Genomic DNA, 20655 nt, shown 5'->3' with positions numbered 1-20655 from the left:
GTATTTTAAAGTCCCAAAAGCCTTTCGATCCAACTTATTTGCTCGCTACCCCTTGACAGATCAAGACAGTATCTACAAATTCGCCTGGGAAAAAGGAGGCAGAACCTCTGGATATGCGTTACCAGGCTCTGCCTAATAACGAGTAATTTAATTAATTTCTCAGCAGTCGCAAACCGCTTAAGGTTACTATTACTGTAGAGCCTTCGTGACCGATGACGCCGAAAGGCATTGTGATATTTCCGAAAAAATTAGCGGCCAATAACAGCACAATGCAACTGAGTGCAAAAACAATGTTTTGTTTGACAACTTTTTGAGCGCGGCGGCCTAAACTAATTGCTTTAGCTAGTTGCTCTAACTTATCTGCCATTAATACGATATCAGCAGTTTCTAAAGCAACATCGCTGCCGGAAATTCCCATGGCAATGCCCACGGAAGCTTGAGCGAGGGCGGGGGCGTCGTTGATGCCGTCTCCTACCATTGCTACAGTTTGATACTGGGTTTGCAGTTGTTTAATTGCCTGCACTTTGTCTTCTGGCAAAAGTTCGGCGTACACTTCGTTGATGCCTAATTGACTGGCGATGTGTTGAGCTGTTTGCTCGTTGTCGCCGGTTAGCATAATTATATGTTCTACGCCTAATTTTTGCAAGCGTTTTACTGTTGCTGCTGCTTCGGGCCGGAGGGTATCTGCTACTGCAATGATTCCCAAAAGCTGAGCGCCCTTTGCCACCCAAACGACTGTTTTACCTTCGGCTTGCAACTGCTGGCTGATTTGAGTCAATTCGGAAGTTGCTTCGACAAATTCGGCTTTACCAATGGCAATGATTTGATTGTTGACTTTGCCGACAATTCCTTGACCGATTTTTGCTTGTACGTCGGTAGCGGTTGACAATTGTAACTGTTGCTGCTGGGCGGCGCTGACAATTGAAGAGGCGATCGCGTGTTCGGAATGAGCTTCTAGGGCTGCTGCCAATTGCAGAACTTCTGTTTCAGTATATCCGGCTGCTGGTACAATTTGGATAACTTCGGGTTTTCCCGTGGTGAGAGTTCCGGTTTTGTCAAAGGCGATCGCCCTGACTTTACCAATCATCTCTAATTGCGCGCCACTTTTAAACAAAATCCCCTGTCTCGCCCCGTTAGCAATTCCCGAAAGCAGCGCGGGCATAATCGAAGCCATCAGCGCGCAGGGGGATGCGACTACTAGGAAAATCAGCGCCCGGTAGATTGTCTCTTCCCAATTCCAGCCCAAAACAAAGGGCGGCAAAGTTGCCAGCAGCAAGCCTAAACCGACAATTAATTTGGCATATCCGCGCTCGAATTTTTCCACAAACATTTGAGAAGGCGGCGCTGCTGTTTGCGCTTCTTGAACTAGCCGAATCACTCGCTGAATCAAGCTGCTTTCTGGAGTTTTATGAACTTCGAGTTTCAGCGCGCCGACACCGTTAATTGTACCTGCATAGACTTCATCGCCCCGGGTTTTTTCCACGGGCATCGATTCGCCGGTAATCGAGGCTTGATCGATCGCACTGTAGCCTTCAATAATTATCGCATCTGTGGGGATGATTTCTCCGGGCTTGACTAAAATGCAATCGCCAATTTCCAATTTGTCGATCGCAACGAACCGTTCCCCGCCGTACATTACCACCCTAGCAGTATCCGCAGTCAAACTCATCAAACTGCGGATGCTGCGTTCAGTCCGCTGCATAGCATAACCTTCAAGCGCGCCGCTAATTGCAAAGATTAAAATCAGCACCGCACCGTCAACAATTAAATGATATTCTTGCCGCCACAGACCCAAACCTGCCGCGCCCAAAGCAGCGACAATCATTAACAAATCTACATCTAATTCGCGTTCTTGAAAAAGCGTAGTTAAGCCTTCGCGCGTGCTGGAATAGCCGCCGATAACATAAGCCGCAGGTAAGATTAACACGGCTACGCCCAGCCAGCCGAATTGCAGGGCTAGCGAACCCAAGATTACTAGAATTCCGCACAGGGCGGCAGTCACAGCATCTGGGTGTTCTTCGGCGAGGCGCCAGAGGCGAGAGATTGGGAGGGAATTGGGAGTCATGGGGGAAATTTGATTTGGTAGAATGACTCCTTTACCCTAAACCTTGACATTAGTGTCAATGTCAAGGTTTAGGCATGGACTTCTTTCGGGTAGGGAAATGGCACTGCCGTTTCCTGTATGTCCTAGAATTGAAAACCCCTAAAAACTGTCGCTAAAGTTGATCGCACTCAAAACAAGCTCTACCCTGATATCTGTCCCAATCGGGTTCTCAATTCATCAGCCGATAACTGAGGCAATTGTTCTAACAACAATGTCAATTCTTCGACAGGTAAAGCCAGTAAATTAGTAACGAGTGCAGGCAAACTCTCGCCCGATTCATTTAACCGCACTGCCAAGACATTTTCTGCTAACAATCTCACGGCTTCTTGCCTTCCTGCTGCATCCACTGTGAGCATAGATATTCCGAGTAACATCACCGTAAACTCGGCAGCAGGTATCGTGGATACTGGAGAGAGAAACGCTATCATCAGCGAGTCTAATTCTCCAAATCTCACTCGCAGAAAATTCTCTAAAATTAAGCGCTGTTGTTCTTCTCTACCTTCTTGAATTCCTTGTTGTTGTGCCGCTTGTAACTGTTCTTGAAAAAGAGGTCTGATTGTCATAATTAACTCCCGGTCTTCTGTTTCTATTTCCTGTTCTAAATCGGCTACTAAGTTTGATTGCAGTCTGTACAGCAATTCTAACGCATTAATTCGCAGGGGATTGTCTGTACTCAAAGCGCTCAACTGGGTAACTGCTCTTTGCTGCACTTTTCCTTTACCCAAAATCCTTAGCCACAAGGTTTCGGGAATTTCTGGTAACTGATGGATGACCACAATTGCCGATCGCAAATATTCCCCCAAAAAATAGATTCCCGGCATCCAATTGGGTTCGTCTGGTTGTGCCCGAAACCCGTTCACCAGCGATTCTGAGGCTGTCGGAGTCAGAATCCACAATTTAGGCAATTCACTTTCGTTAAATGCAGTATTTTCTCTTCGGGATTGTCGCTCTAGTTTACCCCGAACGTCCCACAATTTGCTGAGGCAACTGATAACTTCGCTGACACTTACCGGGTTGCGGAACGGTTCAAAGATTGCTGTCGAATTTGCCAGTCTTCCCAACAATCCCAAGCTTTCGATGTATTCTGGGACTGCGGCGTTCGGAGTAAAGTAAACATCGATTTCGCGCACTTCGGAAGTGACATCGCGGCCGATATCAACTATTCCTGCTGGAGAGAGCAGTTCTTCTAGGTATTCTTTAGCAAAGCGATCGTGAATGAATCGCGTCATTCGATTTTAAATGGTAGATTTTAGATGGATTTACTCAAATAAATATTATCACACGTTAAAGATTGATGGCTGTTTTCAATTATATGAAATACCGTAGGGACACGGCAGTGCCGTGTCCGGGCGGCAAGATGTCAAATAAAAACCGTTAGATTGAAAAAATAGGTAACTTGTTTAAAAGTTTGCTACAATCATAAGTCTTATACTAATTCTTAAAAGTCGCAGATACCCGCGCGGGACAGGGCAATGCCGTTTCCCTACAGATCGCGTACAATCTATATTTATCTCTACTTTTTATAATTGGTATTATGCAACAAGAATACCTGACAATCAAACAACTTACAGAAGCGGTAAAAGGCACAATTACCCCTCGGATGGTGCGACATTATCACGCTTTGGGGCTGCTATCTCCGGCGGTACGATCGACCTCTAACTACAGATTGTATACCCGCAGCGACGTGCAAAGACTGCAAAGAATAGTCGCACTCAAGCAGCAAGGCTTTCAACTGTCTCACATCCGCAAACTGTTAGAAACAGACGCGGATGCTTCGCCAGACGCGCTGATGGCGACTCTGCAACGGCAATATCTGTCGGTAATTCAGCAAATTGTTCGCCTCAGAGAAACGGCTTCGGCGCTGGAAGGATTGCTGGGGCGGGATATTTCCTGTAAAGCGGTGCAAGCGGACGCATTGGCGCAATTAAGGCTGTTGCAGGCGGAAACTGAGGGGGGGTTGGATGAGTTGGAACAACTTTGGGAGGGTTGGGATGCGGGGGCGCACACTCACCCGGAGGATTTTGGGGAGTCGTTGCAGCTTTTGTTGCCGGATTTGGGCGATCGCTCGGAAATTGAGGTAGACTTGCTTTCTAAACTGGTGTTAGCTTGCGGAGATTGTTCGCTGCTGCCGTTTGTGAAGTTGAGCGAAACGGCGATTAAATCGGCGCGGGATGCTTTGAAAAATCAGTGTCAAATTGTGGCTGATGTGCCACCTGTTTGTGCGGCTTTGGATCGGACAAGATTGGCGTATTTGGGAACAAGTATTGCAACTTTAATTGATGACCCGCACATCAATGCTGCGGCGGAAGCGGAACAGGAATTCTGGCAGCAGCGTGAGTGGTTTGATAAGTTGTTGAAACTGGAAAAAGGATGTATATTGGTGATAGGATATGCGCCGTCTGTGCTGATGGCGGTTTGCGAGGCGATCGAGAGTGGGCAATTGCAACCGGCTTTGGTAGTTGGAATGCCGATCGGTTTTAGTCATTCTCCGGTGGCGAAACGGCGGTTAGTGCGATCGGGCGTTGCTTATATTACAACTGTGGGGACTTTTGGCGGCGGGTTGTTGGCGGCGGTTGCTTTGAATGCTTTGGTTGAGTCTTTGATTGAAAAGCCGAATTGTCACTGTCATCTCAAGTGAAAATGGGATTTAGGTTTATTGTGGCTTAATTTGTATTTTGCTGCTGCATCTCAATTCCCGATGCGCCGGAATCATATCAAATCCGCGCTTCATAGTGCGTCCTGGTAAAGTCGAGTCAAGCTGCCAAAAAATATCAGCCCAATTTTCAGTTTTTCGAGTCACAGTCAACAGTCATGTCTGAGTGCAACCGCGAATGATATCATACCCGATTTAGTTTCAATCTTTGATAGGGATTGAGGTTTATTGCAGCGCGCTTGGACTTTGTTTCAATCCCTGATAGGGATTTATGGTTTTTCCCGCTACATTGTCCGAGGCGAAAGCCTTCCAATACAGGGTTTCAAGCCTTATATCGGGAAATATGGTTTTTCCGACATTCCGATGTGAGTTTCTTGCCAAGTAAGCTTTAAAGGTTTCAATCCCTGATAGGGTTTTATGGTTTTTCCGACTTTGTCTTTCTTGTTTTGCCAGTTAACAATGTAAGAGTTTCAATCCCTGATAGGGTTTTATGGTTGGTAGTGCTAAACAAGTAATGATGCATTATCATGATGGATGAAATACCAGATAGCACCGATATGGTTGTCTAATGACTTTGAAAACGACAAGGTTTTGCGATCTGCGCGAGAAACTCGCTGGCGTAAGGTGTTGTTGAATCGTTCAATATAACTGGTCTTACCCGTTTCTTTACCCACAGCTTGATGACGCTTTTTCGGTAGCACTGCTCCATAGGCTGCCCAGAAATCTGTGTAAGCAACCGCACACTGCCGGTAAACCGCAGGTAAAGAATTCCATAATTGACGGGCTGCCGCTTCGTCCCTTGCCCCAATATAAACACCGACAATTTCACGAGTATTGGAGTCCAAAGCTAACCAGACCCATTGCTTGTGGCGTTTGTCAGCGACAAATGACCACAACTCATCGCATTGAATCGTTAGCCTCCCCTTTTTTTTTTGCGTCACCTGCACACTTTGAGGCATCATGGCATATTTCTGGTTGACGTAGGTTTGGAGCCATTGTTCAGAAACCTGCGCTGCACGGGCAATTCCAGCCAGGGAAATGCGTTCTAGCAGCAATCTATCAATCAGTTCCCGTGTGGCTTGAGCAATTACTTTTTTAGTCGGTTGTTCTACAAACTGTCGTCGGCAGTTATGGCATTTGAACCGTTGTTTACCGTTATGGATACGACCATTTTTGACTGTTTGAGAAGACTCACAAATGGGGCAGGGTGGCATGATAGGAAAGCATCAGCACGAAATTCTACTCCTCTATCATTACATATTTAGCACTACCCATCCCGCTGAAACTGCACCTCACAGAAATATACAACTCCAGGCTCAGCATCCGGTGGCAAAAACACCCCATCAATTTCAAACTTCGGTTCCTTCACAGCAACGGAGTCAAATCGATACTGTTCCGCATTCGATGGTGACTCTTCCAATAGCTCAAACAGCAGCGTCGGAGCTTCTTGAAATAACTTGTAAAATATTGAATCTCGACGCATTAACCCAACATATCCTCTAACCTATGCAACTGCTCGAACCCTCAGTAGATTTTAGATTTTAGATTTTAGATTTTAGATTTTAGATTTTAGATTTTAGATTTTAGATTTTAGATTTTAGATTTGACTCGCCTTGATAAATCTGGGAGGTTGAGCTTTAGTCTAAAATTTGGGGAGTATCCACAACGATTGTCGGGGGCTTCCGTTTTTTTGCTGGTTGCAAAAACAGCAAGTCGGTAATCAGCTCAATCAATTCTAAAGGATTCCAGATAGCCCCAGATCAAAAAACATCCTATATTTTCAGTCGTAGACGCACTCCTGACCAAGAAACGGGGTTTTTTACTTAATCTTCGAGTACGAACGAAGGATTTTCCTAAAAAAACCCGGTTTCTGGCCCCCTCTGCGTAAGTCCTAATTTTGTTAATCGGCGATCGAATTTCGCCCATCAGCATTCCGTGTTTCCTTACTGGGAACTCATCCAACCTCAAGCCCTCAGCTAGAATCAACAAGCGTGACTTGACGGGGTGACACTCGTCTGGTGGGTCAATAGTAGCTTGTTTGATGCGTCCGCCCGATCGCCCACTCGCACCTCAACAACCGCCAATCACTCATAATTGCCACAAAAATTCAAAATCCCAAACCCAAAACTGCCCAACCCCAGTACGATCGATCTAGTTAGCAAAAATAAGTAAAAACACTACCGGAGTAATTTTTATGGATCTGGTCGTACTCCAGAACTGGCTGGACAACATCTCCTTTGCCGTTTTGTTCTCCACAATGCTCATTTACTGGGTTGGCGCAGCATTCCCCGGCATTCCCTACCTATCAGCCCTAGGAACCGCAGGAATGGCCGTTGCCAACCTATCCATCGCCGCTTTACTCGGTTCTCGATGGATAGAAGCCGGCTACTTCCCCTTAAGCAATCTCTACGAATCCCTATTTTTCCTAGTTTGGGGAATCACCGCCATCCACCTAGTCGCGGAAAACATGAGTCGTTCCCGCTTAGTAGGAGTAGCCACATCCCCCGTAGCAATGGCAATATCCGCCTTTGCAGCCCTGACTCTGCCCGCAACCATGCAATCTGCAGAGCCCCTAGTACCCGCCCTCAAATCCAACTGGCTGATGATGCACGTTAGCGTCATGATGCTCAGTTACTCAACTTTAATGGTAGGAGCGTTACTGGCGATCGCCTTTTTAATCGTCACCCGCGGCCAAAAAATCGAACTCACCGGTAGTTCCTTCGGCACCAACAGCAACCGCAACGGCAACTACCGCCTCCAACGTCCTCAAAACCCCGAACCTCAAATTGCAGAAACCAGCGCCGACAGCGCATTAGTTTTCAGCGAACCCTCTTTCAACTCCAACAATAACGGTTTGGGAACCACCGCAGTCCTTGAATTAGCCACCGTTCAAACCCCATCAACCGCCCCAACTCAAACCGCAGAACCTCTCTCGCCCCAGCGATTGAATCTAGCAGAAACTCTTGATAACATTAGCTATCGCATCATAGGTTTAGGATTCCCTTTACTGACAGTTGGCATTATTGCGGGTGCGGTTTGGGCTAACGAAGCTTGGGGATCATACTGGAGTTGGGACCCGAAAGAAACTTGGGCGCTAATTACTTGGTTGGTATTTGCTGCCTACCTACACGCCCGCATTACTCGTGGCTGGCAGGGAAGACGCCCAGCAATTTTAGCAGCCACAGGTTTTGTGGTAGTTTGGATTTGCTATCTAGGCGTTAATCTGTTAGGCAAAGGTTTACATTCCTACGGTTGGTTTTTCTAATTCCTGAGCCACCAATGGGCCACAGGAGAACAGGATAAGTCAAAGCATCGGGATTAATATCATCTCCGGTTGTAGGGTGGGCAATTCCCACCTTACTCAACCAGCGAGATTCTAATAATTAACTCCCTCTTCCTTCTTCCCTTTTTTTACCCGATCGCGAAGTCTAAGGGCTTTCTTCCTTATTAGAACTTCGCTCTTCCTCACATCCGTTACATCCGTTACATCCGTTACAAAATTCGTTGCCGAACTTCCTTCATTCATTAAAAATAAGGACAATTAATATGGACGAATCGAAAATATTTCCCCAAGAAGACGATGTTGTGTCTGCCCCTACCAGCGCTTTGATGTATCAATGTACATTCAAAGTCAGCGAATTTATGGCAATTATGCAGTCAAAATTGGTAGACGAAAAATTATTTTCAGACGGCTTGGATTGCGAGCTATTAAGTGCTGGCAAAGACTGGACTAAAGGAAAACTTAGAATGCGTCTGGAGTTCATTCCGCTTGAACCTGAAATCAAAGAGCAAAAAGCCCTTCCTGCCGCTGCCGAAAGATCAGACACCGTGCAAAACTACGCCGTAGATAGCTCAAATCAAACCGATATAGATGAGCCATTAAATCAATGTGACTCGACAGAAATAAGTAATCATTTTCCTATTTCTAGGTATCCAGACCGCGATCCCCAAAGTATAGGAATGTGGAGCTAAAAAGGCAAAGATTGAGAAATTGGGAGAGGGGGATGCTTCCCCTTCTTTGCTTAAAATCCCTCCGTTAAATCACGGACACTGCTCGTTTTATAACTTCCTTATTTTTGCTTAATAAAAAACTGCTCTCATGGCTGAATCTTCCAATTGGACGCACCTGCACGCTCAAGTACACAGGACCCTGCTTTACCGACAAATATTGCCCTCAAATCAGCGATTGCTAGTAGCAGTATCCGGCGGACAAGATTCTCTGTGTTTAATTAAATTACTGCTAGATTTGCAGCCTAAATGGGGGTGGAACCTAGCTATTGTTCACTGCGATCATCGTTGGCGTTCTGACTCGCAAGCATCGGCTAATCATGTAGAACAATTAGCTAAAAACTGGGGAATATCCTACTATTTGGATACAGCCTCGGACATCCCCAAAACAGAAGCAGCGGCTAGACAGTGGAGATATCAAGCTTTAACCGAAATTGCGATCGCCCACAACTACCCCTACATTGTTACAGGCCACACAGCCAGCGATCGCGCCGAAACCCTCCTCTACAACCTGATTCGCGGCAGCGGTGCCGACGGACTTTCTGCCCTCACTTGGACACGGCCCCTACTTGATTTTCAATTGGCGATTGCCGATTTTAGATTAGGGAATTCCGGCGAAAATCCCAACTCCCAAATATTGGCCGATTTTAGATTGGAAAATCAGAATGAAAATTCCCAATCGAAAATCCAAAATCTAAAATCTAAAATTTACTTAGTCCGTCCCTTGCTCGAAATAACTCGATCGCAAACAGGTCAATTTTGTCAAGAGCAAAAACTACCCATTTGGGAAGATTCCACAAATCAAGACTTGCAATATAGTCGCAACCGGATTCGAGCGGAATTATTGCCTTATTTGGAAACTCATTTCAACCCAAAAGCCCAACAAGCCCTAGCTCAAACAGCCGAACTCCTCCGCGCCGATGTAGAATATCTCGAACTTGCAGCCAGCGACTTGCTACAGCGAGCAATGTCTCCAATTACAGACAGTCCCCAGGTGAATTTTCAACTTCCCGTCAAGTTAAATCGCCCGATTTTGCGGGAAGCACCCCTGGCCTTGCAGCGACGGGCAATGCGACAACTACTGCAACAAATATTGTCCTCGGCGCCTAGTTTTGAAAGCGTAGAAAAACTAACCAGCTTAATCGTAGCGCCCAACCGATCGCAAACCGATCCATTTCCTGGAGGAGCGATCGGTCGAGTCGAACACCCTTCGATAATTTTAGATATTAAATTTTAAGCTGTGATCAAACTCGAAAGGACTTGCCGCAAATCGGAAACTACCCGATCTTGCTCCTCTCCCGTCTGCTGCACGCGATCGAGTTCCCCCGCCGCCGCTTCGAGCTTTTGGCGTAGCGCAGTCAAATTGTCCTGCACCGGCTGCAACATTTCTTGATAAACATTCACCCTGCCCCAGAGTTGCGCCACTGCACCTTTCTGGTTGAACAAATTCTGCTCTAACTGCTTGAGTTCGTAGCGTTTCGCCTCACTTTCCCCATTTTGGCGGTTGACATTTCCCTCAATTTGAGATATAGCTTCCCGCACCTGCTGAATTTCGTTTTCCAGTCTTTGCAATTCTTGGCTTTGCTGCTGCCGCTGAGTATTGAGCTGTGCGACAATCGGCCCCAAATCAATATCTCCTCGCTCTTGTTTTGGAGTATTAGCAGTACCCAGTCGCCGCCACAGCACTCCCTGATGCTGCTTTAAAACATCTTCCCGTTCCTGCAACCGGAGGCGCTGTCCCACCAGAGTTTCGTTTAACATCTGATAACTTTCGAGTTCATCTGCCATTTCATTTTCCAAAGCCATGCGATCATACTCGCTAGCAGCTTGAATTTTCTCTTGGAGTTCCTCGATTGTCTCCCGCTGCAGAGTTAACTCCTCCTCTTGATCGTTAACAAACCGGAACACCTTTTCCAAATCCTGTTGCAGATGTTGCACCAGCCCCTGTAACTCATCAACAGGCATCTTCTCCAAAGCTGACACATCTACTTTTTGCTCCGTACCCGCAGTACCCGAAGCAGATGCGAGCCTGGAAACTTGCTGGTAAAGATCCTCAACAGCCCGCACCTGCACAGACACGGACTGAGCTTGGTCCTGCTTAGCGCTGAGGGTACTTTGCAGGCCTTTAAGCTCCGCCCGAGCCCCGGCCAAACCTTCTTGAGATTGGTACCACTCTTGCCAGCGGTTTTGGAGGCTCTGATTTTGTCGATCGACCTCTTCTTGTTGCTGTTGAGCTATGCTTTGTTTTTGCTCCAACTGCTGCCAGTGCTGATCCAGAATTGCCTGCTGAGCGCCCACCGCACCAAAAGACTGATTCAGTTGTTCCCGCACCCCTTGAGCCGAAGCAATTGCCCCTCCCAACTTCTGCATCAACTCCTGAATCCTCTGGGTTTGCTGCTCATCAACCACTGCCCCCTGCGGAACCTCAGACTGCTGCTGTGCCACCCGTTGCTGCTCGCCCCGCAACTGTTCCCAAGCCGTCTCAATTTCCACGCGACTGCGATCGACTTCTTCTCGCAATCGGTTAGCTTCATCTCTAGTATTTTCAATTTCCGAGCGCTGAGCCTCCAGCCGCTCCAACTCCTCTTCCATTTGAGCCAACTGCTCTTCGCGGGCTTGCATTTCCATTTCCCGGCGATTGAGTTCCTGACTCGAAAACGTCAGAGAAGCCTTCCACTGTTCAATTTCCTCTTCCTTATCCTTAAACTTGTCCTGCAATCGCGAGAAATTTTGCAGAATGCTCACCAACTGGCGGGCCGCCTCCTGAATCCGTTGCACTTGCTTGCTAGCGCTCAACTCAACCAGCACCAGCGTGCCGTCGTTAAACTTATTAGCTTCCTCAACTGGGATCCCGTCATCGCCTGGTACGGCACTCCAGTTATGTTCGCCCCGCTGACAAGCTAGCAGTTTCAGTTCAGCCTTACCGCCACCGAGACCAAAGCCGCTTTTCTGTTTTTGTACTTCCGCTAGATACAGCACACTAATAGTCCTCTGCTTCGTAAAACCTATCCCAACTTACTTTAAGTTACTTAAAGGCCTAAAAGATAAGTGGTGTTTACTTCCTACGCTGTTGGGTAGACGGCTAATTCCAACATAAGTAGGCTATCCCCCTTAAGCCAAAGGTTCTTGACTAAAGATAACACTGCGTGTGATCATTAGTCAACTTACCTAAAGTAAACAAGTATAGGCAAGTAATGATAACTTTTTGCCACTTAAGTCTTACTTTTTGGTATCGTTTGCCCAATCGGGGGATAGCATTTTTTTCTAACTTTTCTTCAGCACTCACGCATAGCACTGCCTCACGGGAGAGCCTCCAGAAAGTACGGCCGCCGCCAGTTGTCTGGAGGAATGAGAGAGCAGTACCAATGCCGCTTGATTCAAGACTAGCTCTCACTGCGGGGACTGCCATAGGCTAAAGCTGAAAAAGGTCAGTCCGTCAAAAACTTTCTATTGATTGTACCAGGCTTTAGTTGCTGCTCGATCGTCAGAAAAGCCATCGCTGCCCCCAAGCGGGCGCCATCCTCCGGCGGACTAGGGATTTGAACCGCGCTGCCTTAGAATAAGGTAATGACGCGAGCCTATGACGCTCGCGGAGGGCGAGCAAAAAGGTCGATCGGCACTGAGGGTGAGAAACTGTAACCAAAATCCTACTCACCTCTACTCATTCCTTCTGAAATGAGTAGGGACTGAAGCAGTATATAGCGTGATTCAAAGCGAGAGAGAGGTAAAAATGCTGTTAGGCTTCAAAACCGAATTGAAACTGAATAATCAACAGCGCACATTGTTAGCCAAGCATTGTGGAGTAGCGCGTCATGCGTGGAATTGGGGATTGTGGTTGACCAAAAATATACTCTTACACAATAAAACCAACGAGAGTGAAAAGCTCAAATTTCCCACAGCTATTGACTTGCACAAACTGTTAGTAGCTATGGTGAAATCAAAAAATCCTTGGTACTATGAATGCAGCAAGTCTACACCGCAGCAAGCATTAATGGCATTGCGCGAAGCATGGAAACGGTGTTTTAACAAGACTGGGGGAGTGCCGAGATTTAAGAAGAAAGGGCGGCGTGACTCTTTCACGTTAGAAGGCGCAGTTAAAATCTTGGGTGACAATAAAATTCAAGTTCCTGTTATTGGCATTCTGAAAACTTATGAAAGATTGCCACAAGTATTAACCAAGTCTTGCACGATATCCCGTCAAGCCGACAGGTGGTTTATCAGCTTTCGGTTTGACGCCCAACAGCAGGAATCAGGCAATACAAGCATTGTAGGAGTTGACCTCGGCATTAAAGCATTAGCTACTCTCTCAACAGGTGAAGTAATTACTGGCGCAAAATCCCACAAAAAATATGCAGCCAAAATGTCAAGAATGCAAGGGCTAAACCGCCATAAAGTTATCGGTTCAAGCAACGGTATAAAAGCGCAAGTCAAGATAGCGAGACTGCATAGAAAAATAGCTAACATACGTAAAGATACGTTACACAAGTTGACGACATTACTTGCCAAAAACCACGGTGTAATTGTCATAGAGGATTTGAATGTAACCGGAATGATGGCTAATCATAAGTTGGCTGCGTCTGTTGCTGATATGGGATTCTTTGAGTTTCGTCGCCAGTTAACCTACAAATGCGAGTTGTACGGTTCAAAGTTGGTAATTGCTGACCGTTGGTTCCCGTCCAGTAAAACCTGTTCTAACTGTGGAACAAAAAAAGAAACACTTTCCTTGAGCGAGAGAGTGTTTGAATGCTCCCATTGCGGATTGGTGATTGACCGTGACTTAAACGCGGCAATTAATTTGTCAAAAACCGTCAGTTAGGCGGGGTTAGCCTGTGGACTGGTGAGTGCCGACACCGCCAGGATGAAACAGGAAGTAAGCTTCACAATACTACTGAGTAGACTTGTCTAGTCATGAGTAGATGTGAGTAGGTCTTATGTAACGGAATACAAGGTGAAACTCTACACTTAGAGAATGCCGCGAGTTTCGCGGTTTCAGCTTGTGGACTGGTAGCGCGGCCGAGGATCGGCAGCAAGTATCGCCCTTTCGTCAATTCCCAATTGTGAGATCAGCATCAGCGCGTAAATTATTGAGGGAAACTAAAGTCAATATTTTCGCCAGCACACAGTCTTTCCGAGCTCAGACGCCAACGGTTTTAAGGAGGATACTTTAGCTGCATGCAGGGAAATTTGAGTGAAATAGACATCCGCAGCATCCTGCAATTGATTGAGTTAGGTCAGCGAACCGGAGAACTGTTCGTAGAGGCCTACACCTCCACCGGCAGCAGCACGGGTACTCAACCTACCCCGCGCTCCCTTGCAGGACAATCCTGGTATGTCTTCTGCTTCAACGGTCAGATTATTTACGCTACCCAGAGTGCGGGCAGTTTGTTTCGGTTGCGCGACTACCTGCGCCGCTACAAAGCAGATACCGCCCTCGACAAGATCCAAGTTCCCTATATGGCATCTACCAATGCCCCAGAATACGGCTACCTATGGGCCCTGCTAGAAAACCACATCCTCACCCCAGCTCAAGGGCGCAACATCATCCAGAGCATGATCCACGAAACCCTATTTGACTTGCTCAGTCTCCACCAGGGTTCCTTCACTTTTGAAATGGGCCCAGCTTTGGCTCCTCAACTGACCAGCTTAGAAATTAGCTCGCTGCTGGCCAAGATTGTCAAACAGGTGCAGCAATGGAAGCAGTTTCACCCTCACATTCAGTCGCCCAACCAATGCCCGGTGATTTCAGATCCCTCCGAGCTGCGGGTCGCGCTGCCTGTCAATACCTTTAATACTCTCAGACGCTGGGCAGACGGGCACACTTCGATCCGCCAAATGGCGCGCTACCTCAACCGAGACGTGCTCACTGTCGCTAAGGCGATTTACCCCTTTGTGCAGCAGGGATTGGTGCAAGTATTTTACGAACCCTCTGTTGCCCCCACCAACAACAAAAAAGAATGGTCGTCCCCAGAAACCAAGGTTCCCAGAGTTGTCTGTATTGACGACGACAATACTATTCGCAAAACAGTCGAGTCAATTTTAAATGAACACGGTTACGAAGCTACCACGATCGGCAATCCCCTCCAAGCCCTGAGTTTGGTGTTTCCACTCAAACCCGATTTAATTCTGTGTGACATCGCCATGCCGGAACTCGACGGCTACGAAATTTGCGCTATGCTGCGTAGTTCTAGCGCTTTCCGGCAGACGCCGATCGTTATGCTGACCGGCATCGACGGATTTATCGACCGCGTTAAAGCCCGCATGGCCGGAGCTACAGACTTTTATACCAAACCTTTTGGTGAAAGTGAGTTATTGATGCTGGTAGAAAAATATGTAGGTCCGGGCTACCCTCGGCTCAATCTCTCGGAAAGATTATTAGACCGCTCGCTAGAAGACCAATTAGAAGAAAAATAAATTTCTCACCCATGCCATGATGGGAGCTTTTTTGTACCTGCGGTTAGATCAAGTCTCGGCCGTCACAAAGAGAAAGCTCGCGGACACTATTGGCGATCGCACCATAAACTAGAATGTATAAATCCGCGCGCTGGCGGGCGTCGGTAAAACTCTGTTCAATTTCTAGACCCAAGTGGGTCTAACACGCTCAAAGTGCAAATATAATATACTTGTTCTCCACTTGTAGCCGCTCCGAAAAACTGATGTACAGAGCTACTTATTGCTAGGTATTTCTATACAAAGTCAGAGAGTCCAATTCTCAGTCTTAAGTGACTCCGTTCATGATTGTCGCGACACCAGCCATGTCAACAACTCCTCGCTAATCCGAGTATCGGTTTAGCATTCATCGCAGAAATTACCCAGAGTTTTACCAATTGAGACGGCGGTGGGAGTACAAAGTGATGCTTTAGGAGTTTAATAATTAATTGTTCATAGTCGATTTGAGCTACTTTGTCAGCAAAGGTCGCGCGAATTTATTGATGGCAGTCAATTATTGACGGAGAAAATTTATTGCCAAGGGCCTCCGGCAGTCGCGCCATTCACCCCTTGGCTGTGCCAAGCTTGGCTGTGTCAAGTTTCGAGCATCGAAGTTTCGATCGGGTTCTTCTTGGCGGCGGGAAACCTCAACAATTTGCTAGAAATGCAGGTGTCAGAATTATGATTAGCGGTAGCCCAGACTTTATATTACCAGGACTAGGCGTAGATCCGGCTCCGGAATTCCAAGAACTAGAAACTCCCGAAGGTGAGCTGCACCTGCGGTTCTACGTTCCTTCGGGGAACGAGTTCGCACTGCCAGCGACAGGGATTAGAGAGGTACTATCCCCGTCCCCAGACCGCATGACACCGATCCCCAACGTTTCCTCTTTGCTTTTAGGTACGCTAAATATGAGAGGACGAGTGATTTGGGTGGCAGACCTAGGCCAATTTCTGGGAGACCAAACACCTCTGAACACAGATAGACCCGAAATCCCGATCGTGGCTGTGGAAGACCAAGACACGATTTTGGGGCTGGCAGTCGATCGAATTGTGGGGATGGACTGGCTCGACGTAGAGCAACTGCACTCTCAGAACAATGCACCAGACGGCATGATTCCATTTCTGAGGGGAGAATGGATGTTAGGTGCACCAGCTCAGAAAGTGCTCCGACTGCTAGATCAAGTGAAAATTCTGCGCTCGGCGCGGTGGGCAGCGTGAAATCGATTTTAGATTTGCGATTTGCGATTTTCGATTGAGGTCTAACCATCAACAGTCACACGACTTGAGGCGCGCATCTAAAACATTCAATTCAAGATAAAAATCAAAAATCTCAAATCTAAAATCTAAAATCCAAAGAGGGCGGCAAATGGCAACAAGTACCAACTTTCAGCAGGACTACCAACGGGCAGAAGCGGCCTACATGGATGGCAATTATTCAGAAGCCGCAGCCCTAGTTTATCAATTAGTAGAAGATTTTCCCGAAGACCCCAGCGCTCGCCTGCTGTGCGGACACATTTACTGCTACGGACTGCAACAGTATGAGGTGGCGCGGGAACAGTACACGGTTGTGCTAGGCCTGAGTGACGACCCAAGTTTGGTGGAACACGCTCACAACGGAATTACCTACACAGACCAATTTTTATCTGGAGAGCTGCAAACGGAAAATTTCGAGGCTTTGTCTGCTGAAACTGAATTAGAATTCTACCCAGACTTATCTCTCGATGAAGGGTTAGAAGACCCGGATTTGGGACTTTTCCAAGGAAATTCCCCATCCCTTTCCTATAGAAGTCAATCTCCAGACGACATGGAAAACGAGGACTTGGCCGACTTGGGCATGAGTGGCTTGGGGTGGGAAGCAGAAGACGACGATGGCGCAGGCTCAGTCCCAGATTTAGCCTCACATTCTAACCCCTTTGGTGGCGACAGCGGCGGAATGGCAGCTTATGCTGAGAACTCCGACTCGCTAGACATAGACGAGTTTGCCGACTCGGACTTTGGAGACCCTTTTGCCTTAGATGATGGAGGGTTTGATGCTGCTGACTTGTCTAGCAGCAAACTGTCTGGTTCAAGCGCACCTTACTCAGGAGATTCGTTTTCAGAAGCTCCGACTCAGATGCTCAACGGTCAAAGTTTTGCCTCTTCAGAAACCGGGAATTCCTTCGACTCGAACCAACTAGACTCCCCCATCGGGCCCTCGGACAATTTTGGCGAACCTTTTGGTGCGCTCGATTTGCCAGACGAATTTGACGATAACTCCGACTACGACTACCAATCCCCGCCCCAGAGTGGCCAAAATTACGGTCATAACGCACCTGGGGCCGAAGAGGAAGACCCCTTTGCCGAGGCGATGCCCTCGTCGGGTTTCGGGTCTTCTCGAACTCAAAACAAACAGCCGAATAACGGGTCGGACTACTCGTCAAACTATTCGGTGGCGGAAGACGAAACGCTGTTGATGGGAGGTGCTGTCCCCAACTCTCAAAGCCAAAGGTCGAGCCGGGGACAATTTAATTCAGTCGATCCAGCCTCCTCCAACAGCAACGGTTACAGCGACTCGGAACCCCCGGCATTTGGATCTAGAGACAACTTCGAGTTAGATGCTTTTGATGACGATGCTTTTAGCGATTCTTTCTCTTTCGACGAAAACGAACAAGCGACAGCTTTCGGGGCGTCCGACAAGAACAACAGCGCCTGGTCGTCAAAAACTGGGAACGCTCAAGAACACAGCGACTTTTTAGACGAATTTGACGAATTTGACGATTTGGGCAATTTGCCGGACTTTGATATCTCAGAAGATGCCAGCAGTTCGATATTGACTAGAGGTAACACCAATTTCGGCAACTCGACCAGCGGCATGATGGGAACGACAGGCAGCAGCCTGGACTTTGACAACAGCGATGGCTCAGCAATTCGGGATGACGAGATATTTAGCATAAACGGCCCGGCTGATGCGTCGGTGCCGACTTTTTCTCCCAGTGAAACAGAAGCGCTCGATACTTCGGTAACAGTAGAACAGGGGGGACTGGCTTTCTTGGAAAATGCCCCTTTGTTTACAAAACAGTTGTACACGGCAATCGGGGCGGGACTGGTTTCTCTGGTAGCTGTGGCTTTCGTCACCAACATTGCCTCCTATCAAGCTCTGCGGCAAGACAAACCGGAGGCGATCGTTTATCTGCGCCAAACAGGCTGGGTAATGACCGCAGCAGCAGGCTTTACTAGCTTTTTAACTTCTTGGGGCATCGGCCAGTTGATCGCCAAGCAGGTACGCAAGTCGTCGGATAATTTGCAAGCTCAGTTCGATGCCGTATCTCAAGGAACTTTGGATGCTCGAGCTACGGTTTACTCGGAAGATGAATTTGGTAAAATGGCTGCTAAATTCAACCACATGGCCAAGGTCATCCAAACCACGATTAGCGATACCAGGCGCAAGTCTGACGAGCAGGAACAGGCAAAAGAAGACTTGCAACGCCAAGTGATTCGCTTGCTAGACGACGTGGAAGGAGCGGCCCGGGGTGACTTGACGGTGACTGCGGAAGTGACCGCAGACGTTTTGGGTGCTGTTGCTGACTCGTTTAACTTGACAATTCAAAATCTGCGCGAAATCGTCCATCAGGTGAAGCAGGCGGCGCGGGAGGTCAGCAAAGGTGCTACTGATAGTGCTAAGTTTGCTGGCGATTTGTCTTCCGACGCGCTGCGGCAAGCTGAGGAACTGGCGGCAACGCTCAATTCGGTGCAAGTCCTCACCGACGCGATTCAGCGAGTCGCAGAGAGCGCTAGAGAGGCAGAAGAAGTTGCCCGGGGCGCGGCGGCAACGGCTCTGAAAGGAGGCGAGGCTGTGGAGCGGACGGTGGCCGGGATTTTGGAAATTCGAGAAACCGTAGCAGAAACAACCAGAAAAGTCAAGAGGTTGGCGGAAGCTTCTCAAGAAATTTCTAAGATTGTGGCTTTAATTGCGACGATCGCCTCCCGGACGAATTTGTTGGCCCTCAACGCCAGTATTGAGGCGGCGAGAGCTGGGGAAGCGGGCAGGGGTTTTGCGATCGTGGCAGACGAGGTGCGACAATTGGCAGACCGATCGGCTAAGTCTTTGAAAGAAATCGAACAGATCGTGATGCAAATTCAAAGCGAAACCGGCGCGGTAATGACGGCGATGGAAGAAGGGACGCAGCAGGTTATTGAGGGCACAAAATTGGCAGAACAGGCGAAGCGATCGCTTGAAGATATCATTCAAGTAACTAACCGAATTGACGTGTTAGTGCGATCGATTACTGCCGACACTGTAGAGCAAAACGAAACAGCTCGCGCGGTCGCCAGTGTGATGCAGGCTGTCGAGCTGACCGCTCAGGAAACGTCCCAAGAAGCGCAGCGAGTTTCGGGTGCTTTGCAAAATTTGGTGGGCGTTGCTCGCGACCTTTTGACATCGGTGGAAAGATTCCGAGTAGAAACAGCAGAAAGGCAGTAATCAATTGTCTAATGCTTTTTTTGCTGGCTGATTTACAAGCACGTTAGTGTGGCAAAAATGGCAGACAAAAAGCAACCTCGCAGTGTTGAAACCGCTGCGGGGATGCCAATCCAACACCTAAACAAAGTAGGAGTTGCACAGATGGACGATAACATAGTAGAGGTAATACCTGGTATATTTGGTGAAGTTCAGCCGACGGGCTGTATTATCTCTACCCTAACCAAATCTAGCAGTGGCTATGCCAATAAAAGACTTCGCATTAACGGTGAATGGAAAACGTTTACTGTCCACCGTTTAGTATTAGAAAATATCTTAGGTCGTCCGATTAGACCGGAATACTTTGCTTGCCACACTTGTGATGTCCGCAACTGCATTAATCCAAACCATTTATGGGAAGGTTCTAGACTGGAAAATTCTCAAGATAGGTTTAAGAAAGGACGAATTAAAGATGTAGGAAGTACATCTGCGCCGAAACCTCAAAAACAAGTGCGAGGCATAGAAGTAATTCCAGGCATTCGCGCTGAAATACAGCCGAACGGCTGCATGATTTGTACCTTGGCTAAAAGAAGTGATGGTTACGCCATTAAAGGTACTAAAATTAAGGGCAAAACTCAAAGCTTCTACGCTCACAGACTGGTACTGGAACACAAACTGGGAAGACCTGTCAAACCCGGTTATTTTGCTTGTCACAGTTGCGACGATCGCGGTTGTGTCAATCCCGACCATTTGTGGGAAGGAACCCCCGCCGATAACTCCCGCGATGCTATAGAAAAAAACCGCTTTCCTTTCGTTCCAGGCAAGATATGTCCTAACCGCAAACTCAAACCCGAACAAGTGCGGGAGATTCGCTATCTTTTAAGTGAGGGCATATCGAAAGCAAAAATAGCCAGGACATTTGCCATATCTCGCAGCCAGATTATTCTCTTGGCAAGGGGCGAGATATACAGAGACTTTTTCTAGAACTACTAACATAGACCCAATACAATAACGCTTAAAATCAGGAAT

At 47.6% G+C, this 20655-nt stretch carries 16 protein-coding genes; 9 read left to right on the top strand and 7 right to left on the bottom strand.

Annotation, left to right across the window (positions count from 1 at the left end; genetic code table 11):
• Positions 1-151 precede the first annotated feature (151 nt).
• Positions 152-2065, bottom strand: a complete 1914-nt coding sequence (locus QUA36_RS11320; protein ID WP_333457438.1) for a heavy metal translocating P-type ATPase — start codon at positions 2063-2065, stop codon at positions 152-154.
• Between the two features lie 179 nt (positions 2066-2244).
• On the bottom strand, positions 2245-3333 hold the full coding sequence (locus tag QUA36_RS11315; protein WP_333457436.1) for a flagellar assembly protein H: 1089 nt from the start codon (positions 3331-3333) through the stop codon (positions 2245-2247).
• 305 nt (positions 3334-3638) lie between these two features.
• Here QUA36_RS11315 and QUA36_RS11310 point away from each other — a divergent pair, with 305 nt between their 5' ends.
• Positions 3639-4742: a precorrin-8X methylmutase gene (locus tag QUA36_RS11310; RefSeq protein ID WP_333457435.1), complete on the top strand. Its 1104-nt coding sequence runs from the start codon at positions 3639-3641 to the stop codon at positions 4740-4742.
• 518 nt (positions 4743-5260) lie between these two features.
• On the opposite strand, the gene QUA36_RS11305 is transcribed toward QUA36_RS11310, so the two are convergent.
• Positions 5261-5971: an IS1 family transposase gene (locus tag QUA36_RS11305; protein ID WP_333457433.1), complete on the bottom strand. Its 711-nt coding sequence runs from the start codon at positions 5969-5971 to the stop codon at positions 5261-5263.
• 53 nt (positions 5972-6024) lie between these two features.
• Positions 6025-6240 (bottom strand): DUF2887 domain-containing protein, encoded by a 216-nt coding sequence (locus QUA36_RS11300; RefSeq protein ID WP_333457431.1) that lies wholly within the window; start codon positions 6238-6240, stop codon positions 6025-6027.
• A gap of 711 nt (positions 6241-6951) precedes the next feature.
• On the opposite strand from QUA36_RS11300, the gene ccsB reads away from it, so the two are divergent.
• Positions 6952-8022 carry a c-type cytochrome biogenesis protein CcsB gene (ccsB, locus tag QUA36_RS11295; RefSeq protein WP_333457429.1) on the top strand — a complete coding sequence of 357 codons (1071 nt, stop codon included), beginning with the start codon at positions 6952-6954 and terminating at the stop codon, positions 8020-8022.
• Between the two features lie 111 nt (positions 8023-8133).
• Here ccsB and QUA36_RS11290 read toward each other — a convergent pair whose 3' ends face one another.
• Positions 8134-8283, bottom strand: coding sequence for a hypothetical protein (locus tag QUA36_RS11290; RefSeq protein ID WP_333457427.1), 150 nt, complete (start codon positions 8281-8283; stop codon positions 8134-8136).
• Between the two features lie 20 nt (positions 8284-8303).
• Here QUA36_RS11290 and QUA36_RS11285 point away from each other — a divergent pair, with 20 nt between their 5' ends.
• Positions 8304-8729 (top strand): KGK domain-containing protein, encoded by a 426-nt coding sequence (locus QUA36_RS11285; RefSeq protein ID WP_333367464.1) that lies wholly within the window; start codon positions 8304-8306, stop codon positions 8727-8729.
• Positions 8730-8856: 127 nt separating this feature from the next.
• Positions 8857-10002 (top strand): tRNA lysidine(34) synthetase TilS, encoded by a 1146-nt coding sequence (gene tilS, locus QUA36_RS11280; protein WP_333457424.1) that lies wholly within the window; start codon positions 8857-8859, stop codon positions 10000-10002.
• Here tilS and hmpF read toward each other — a convergent pair.
• Positions 9999-11744 carry a pilus motility taxis protein HmpF gene (hmpF, locus tag QUA36_RS11275; protein ID WP_333162584.1) on the bottom strand — a complete coding sequence of 582 codons (1746 nt, stop codon included), beginning with the start codon at positions 11742-11744 and terminating at the stop codon, positions 9999-10001. The genes tilS and hmpF overlap by 4 nt on opposite strands.
• Positions 11745-12495: 751 nt before the next feature.
• Here hmpF and QUA36_RS11270 point away from each other — a divergent pair.
• Together QUA36_RS11270 and QUA36_RS11265 are read left to right on the top strand one after the other, a co-directional pair.
• Positions 12496-13581, top strand: a complete 1086-nt coding sequence (locus QUA36_RS11270) for an RNA-guided endonuclease TnpB family protein (protein ID WP_333457422.1) — start codon at positions 12496-12498, stop codon at positions 13579-13581.
• Positions 13582-13937: 356 nt separating this feature from the next.
• Complete coding sequence (locus QUA36_RS11265; protein ID WP_333163926.1) at positions 13938-15176, top strand: response regulator; 1239 nt, start codon at positions 13938-13940, stop codon at positions 15174-15176.
• A gap of 43 nt (positions 15177-15219) precedes the next feature.
• Here QUA36_RS11265 and QUA36_RS11260 read toward each other — a convergent pair whose 3' ends face one another.
• Positions 15220-15348 (bottom strand): hypothetical protein, encoded by a 129-nt coding sequence (locus tag QUA36_RS11260; protein ID WP_333457421.1) that lies wholly within the window; start codon positions 15346-15348, stop codon positions 15220-15222.
• Between the two features lie 527 nt (positions 15349-15875).
• Between QUA36_RS11260 and QUA36_RS11255 the strand changes: the two genes are divergently transcribed.
• The 3 genes from QUA36_RS11255 (at position 15876) to QUA36_RS11245 (ending at position 20610) form a co-directional block, all read left to right on the top strand.
• A complete protein-coding gene (locus tag QUA36_RS11255; RefSeq protein ID WP_039887356.1) occupies positions 15876-16409 on the top strand; it encodes a chemotaxis protein CheW in 534 nt (177 codons plus the stop codon).
• Between the two features lie 148 nt (positions 16410-16557).
• Positions 16558-19650 carry a methyl-accepting chemotaxis protein gene (locus tag QUA36_RS11250; RefSeq protein WP_333457419.1) on the top strand — a complete coding sequence of 1031 codons (3093 nt, stop codon included), beginning with the start codon at positions 16558-16560 and terminating at the stop codon, positions 19648-19650.
• A gap of 57 nt (positions 19651-19707) precedes the next feature.
• Complete coding sequence (locus QUA36_RS11245) at positions 19708-20610, top strand: HNH endonuclease (protein ID WP_333457417.1); 903 nt, start codon at positions 19708-19710, stop codon at positions 20608-20610.
• The last annotated feature ends 45 nt before the right edge of the window (positions 20611-20655 follow it).

The sequence above is a fragment of the Microcoleus sp. Pol10D4 genome (assembly GCF_036701555.1).
GTDB lineage: Bacteria > Cyanobacteriota > Cyanobacteriia > Cyanobacteriales > Microcoleaceae > Microcoleus.
This window is presented reverse-complemented; position numbering and strand designations above follow the sequence as displayed.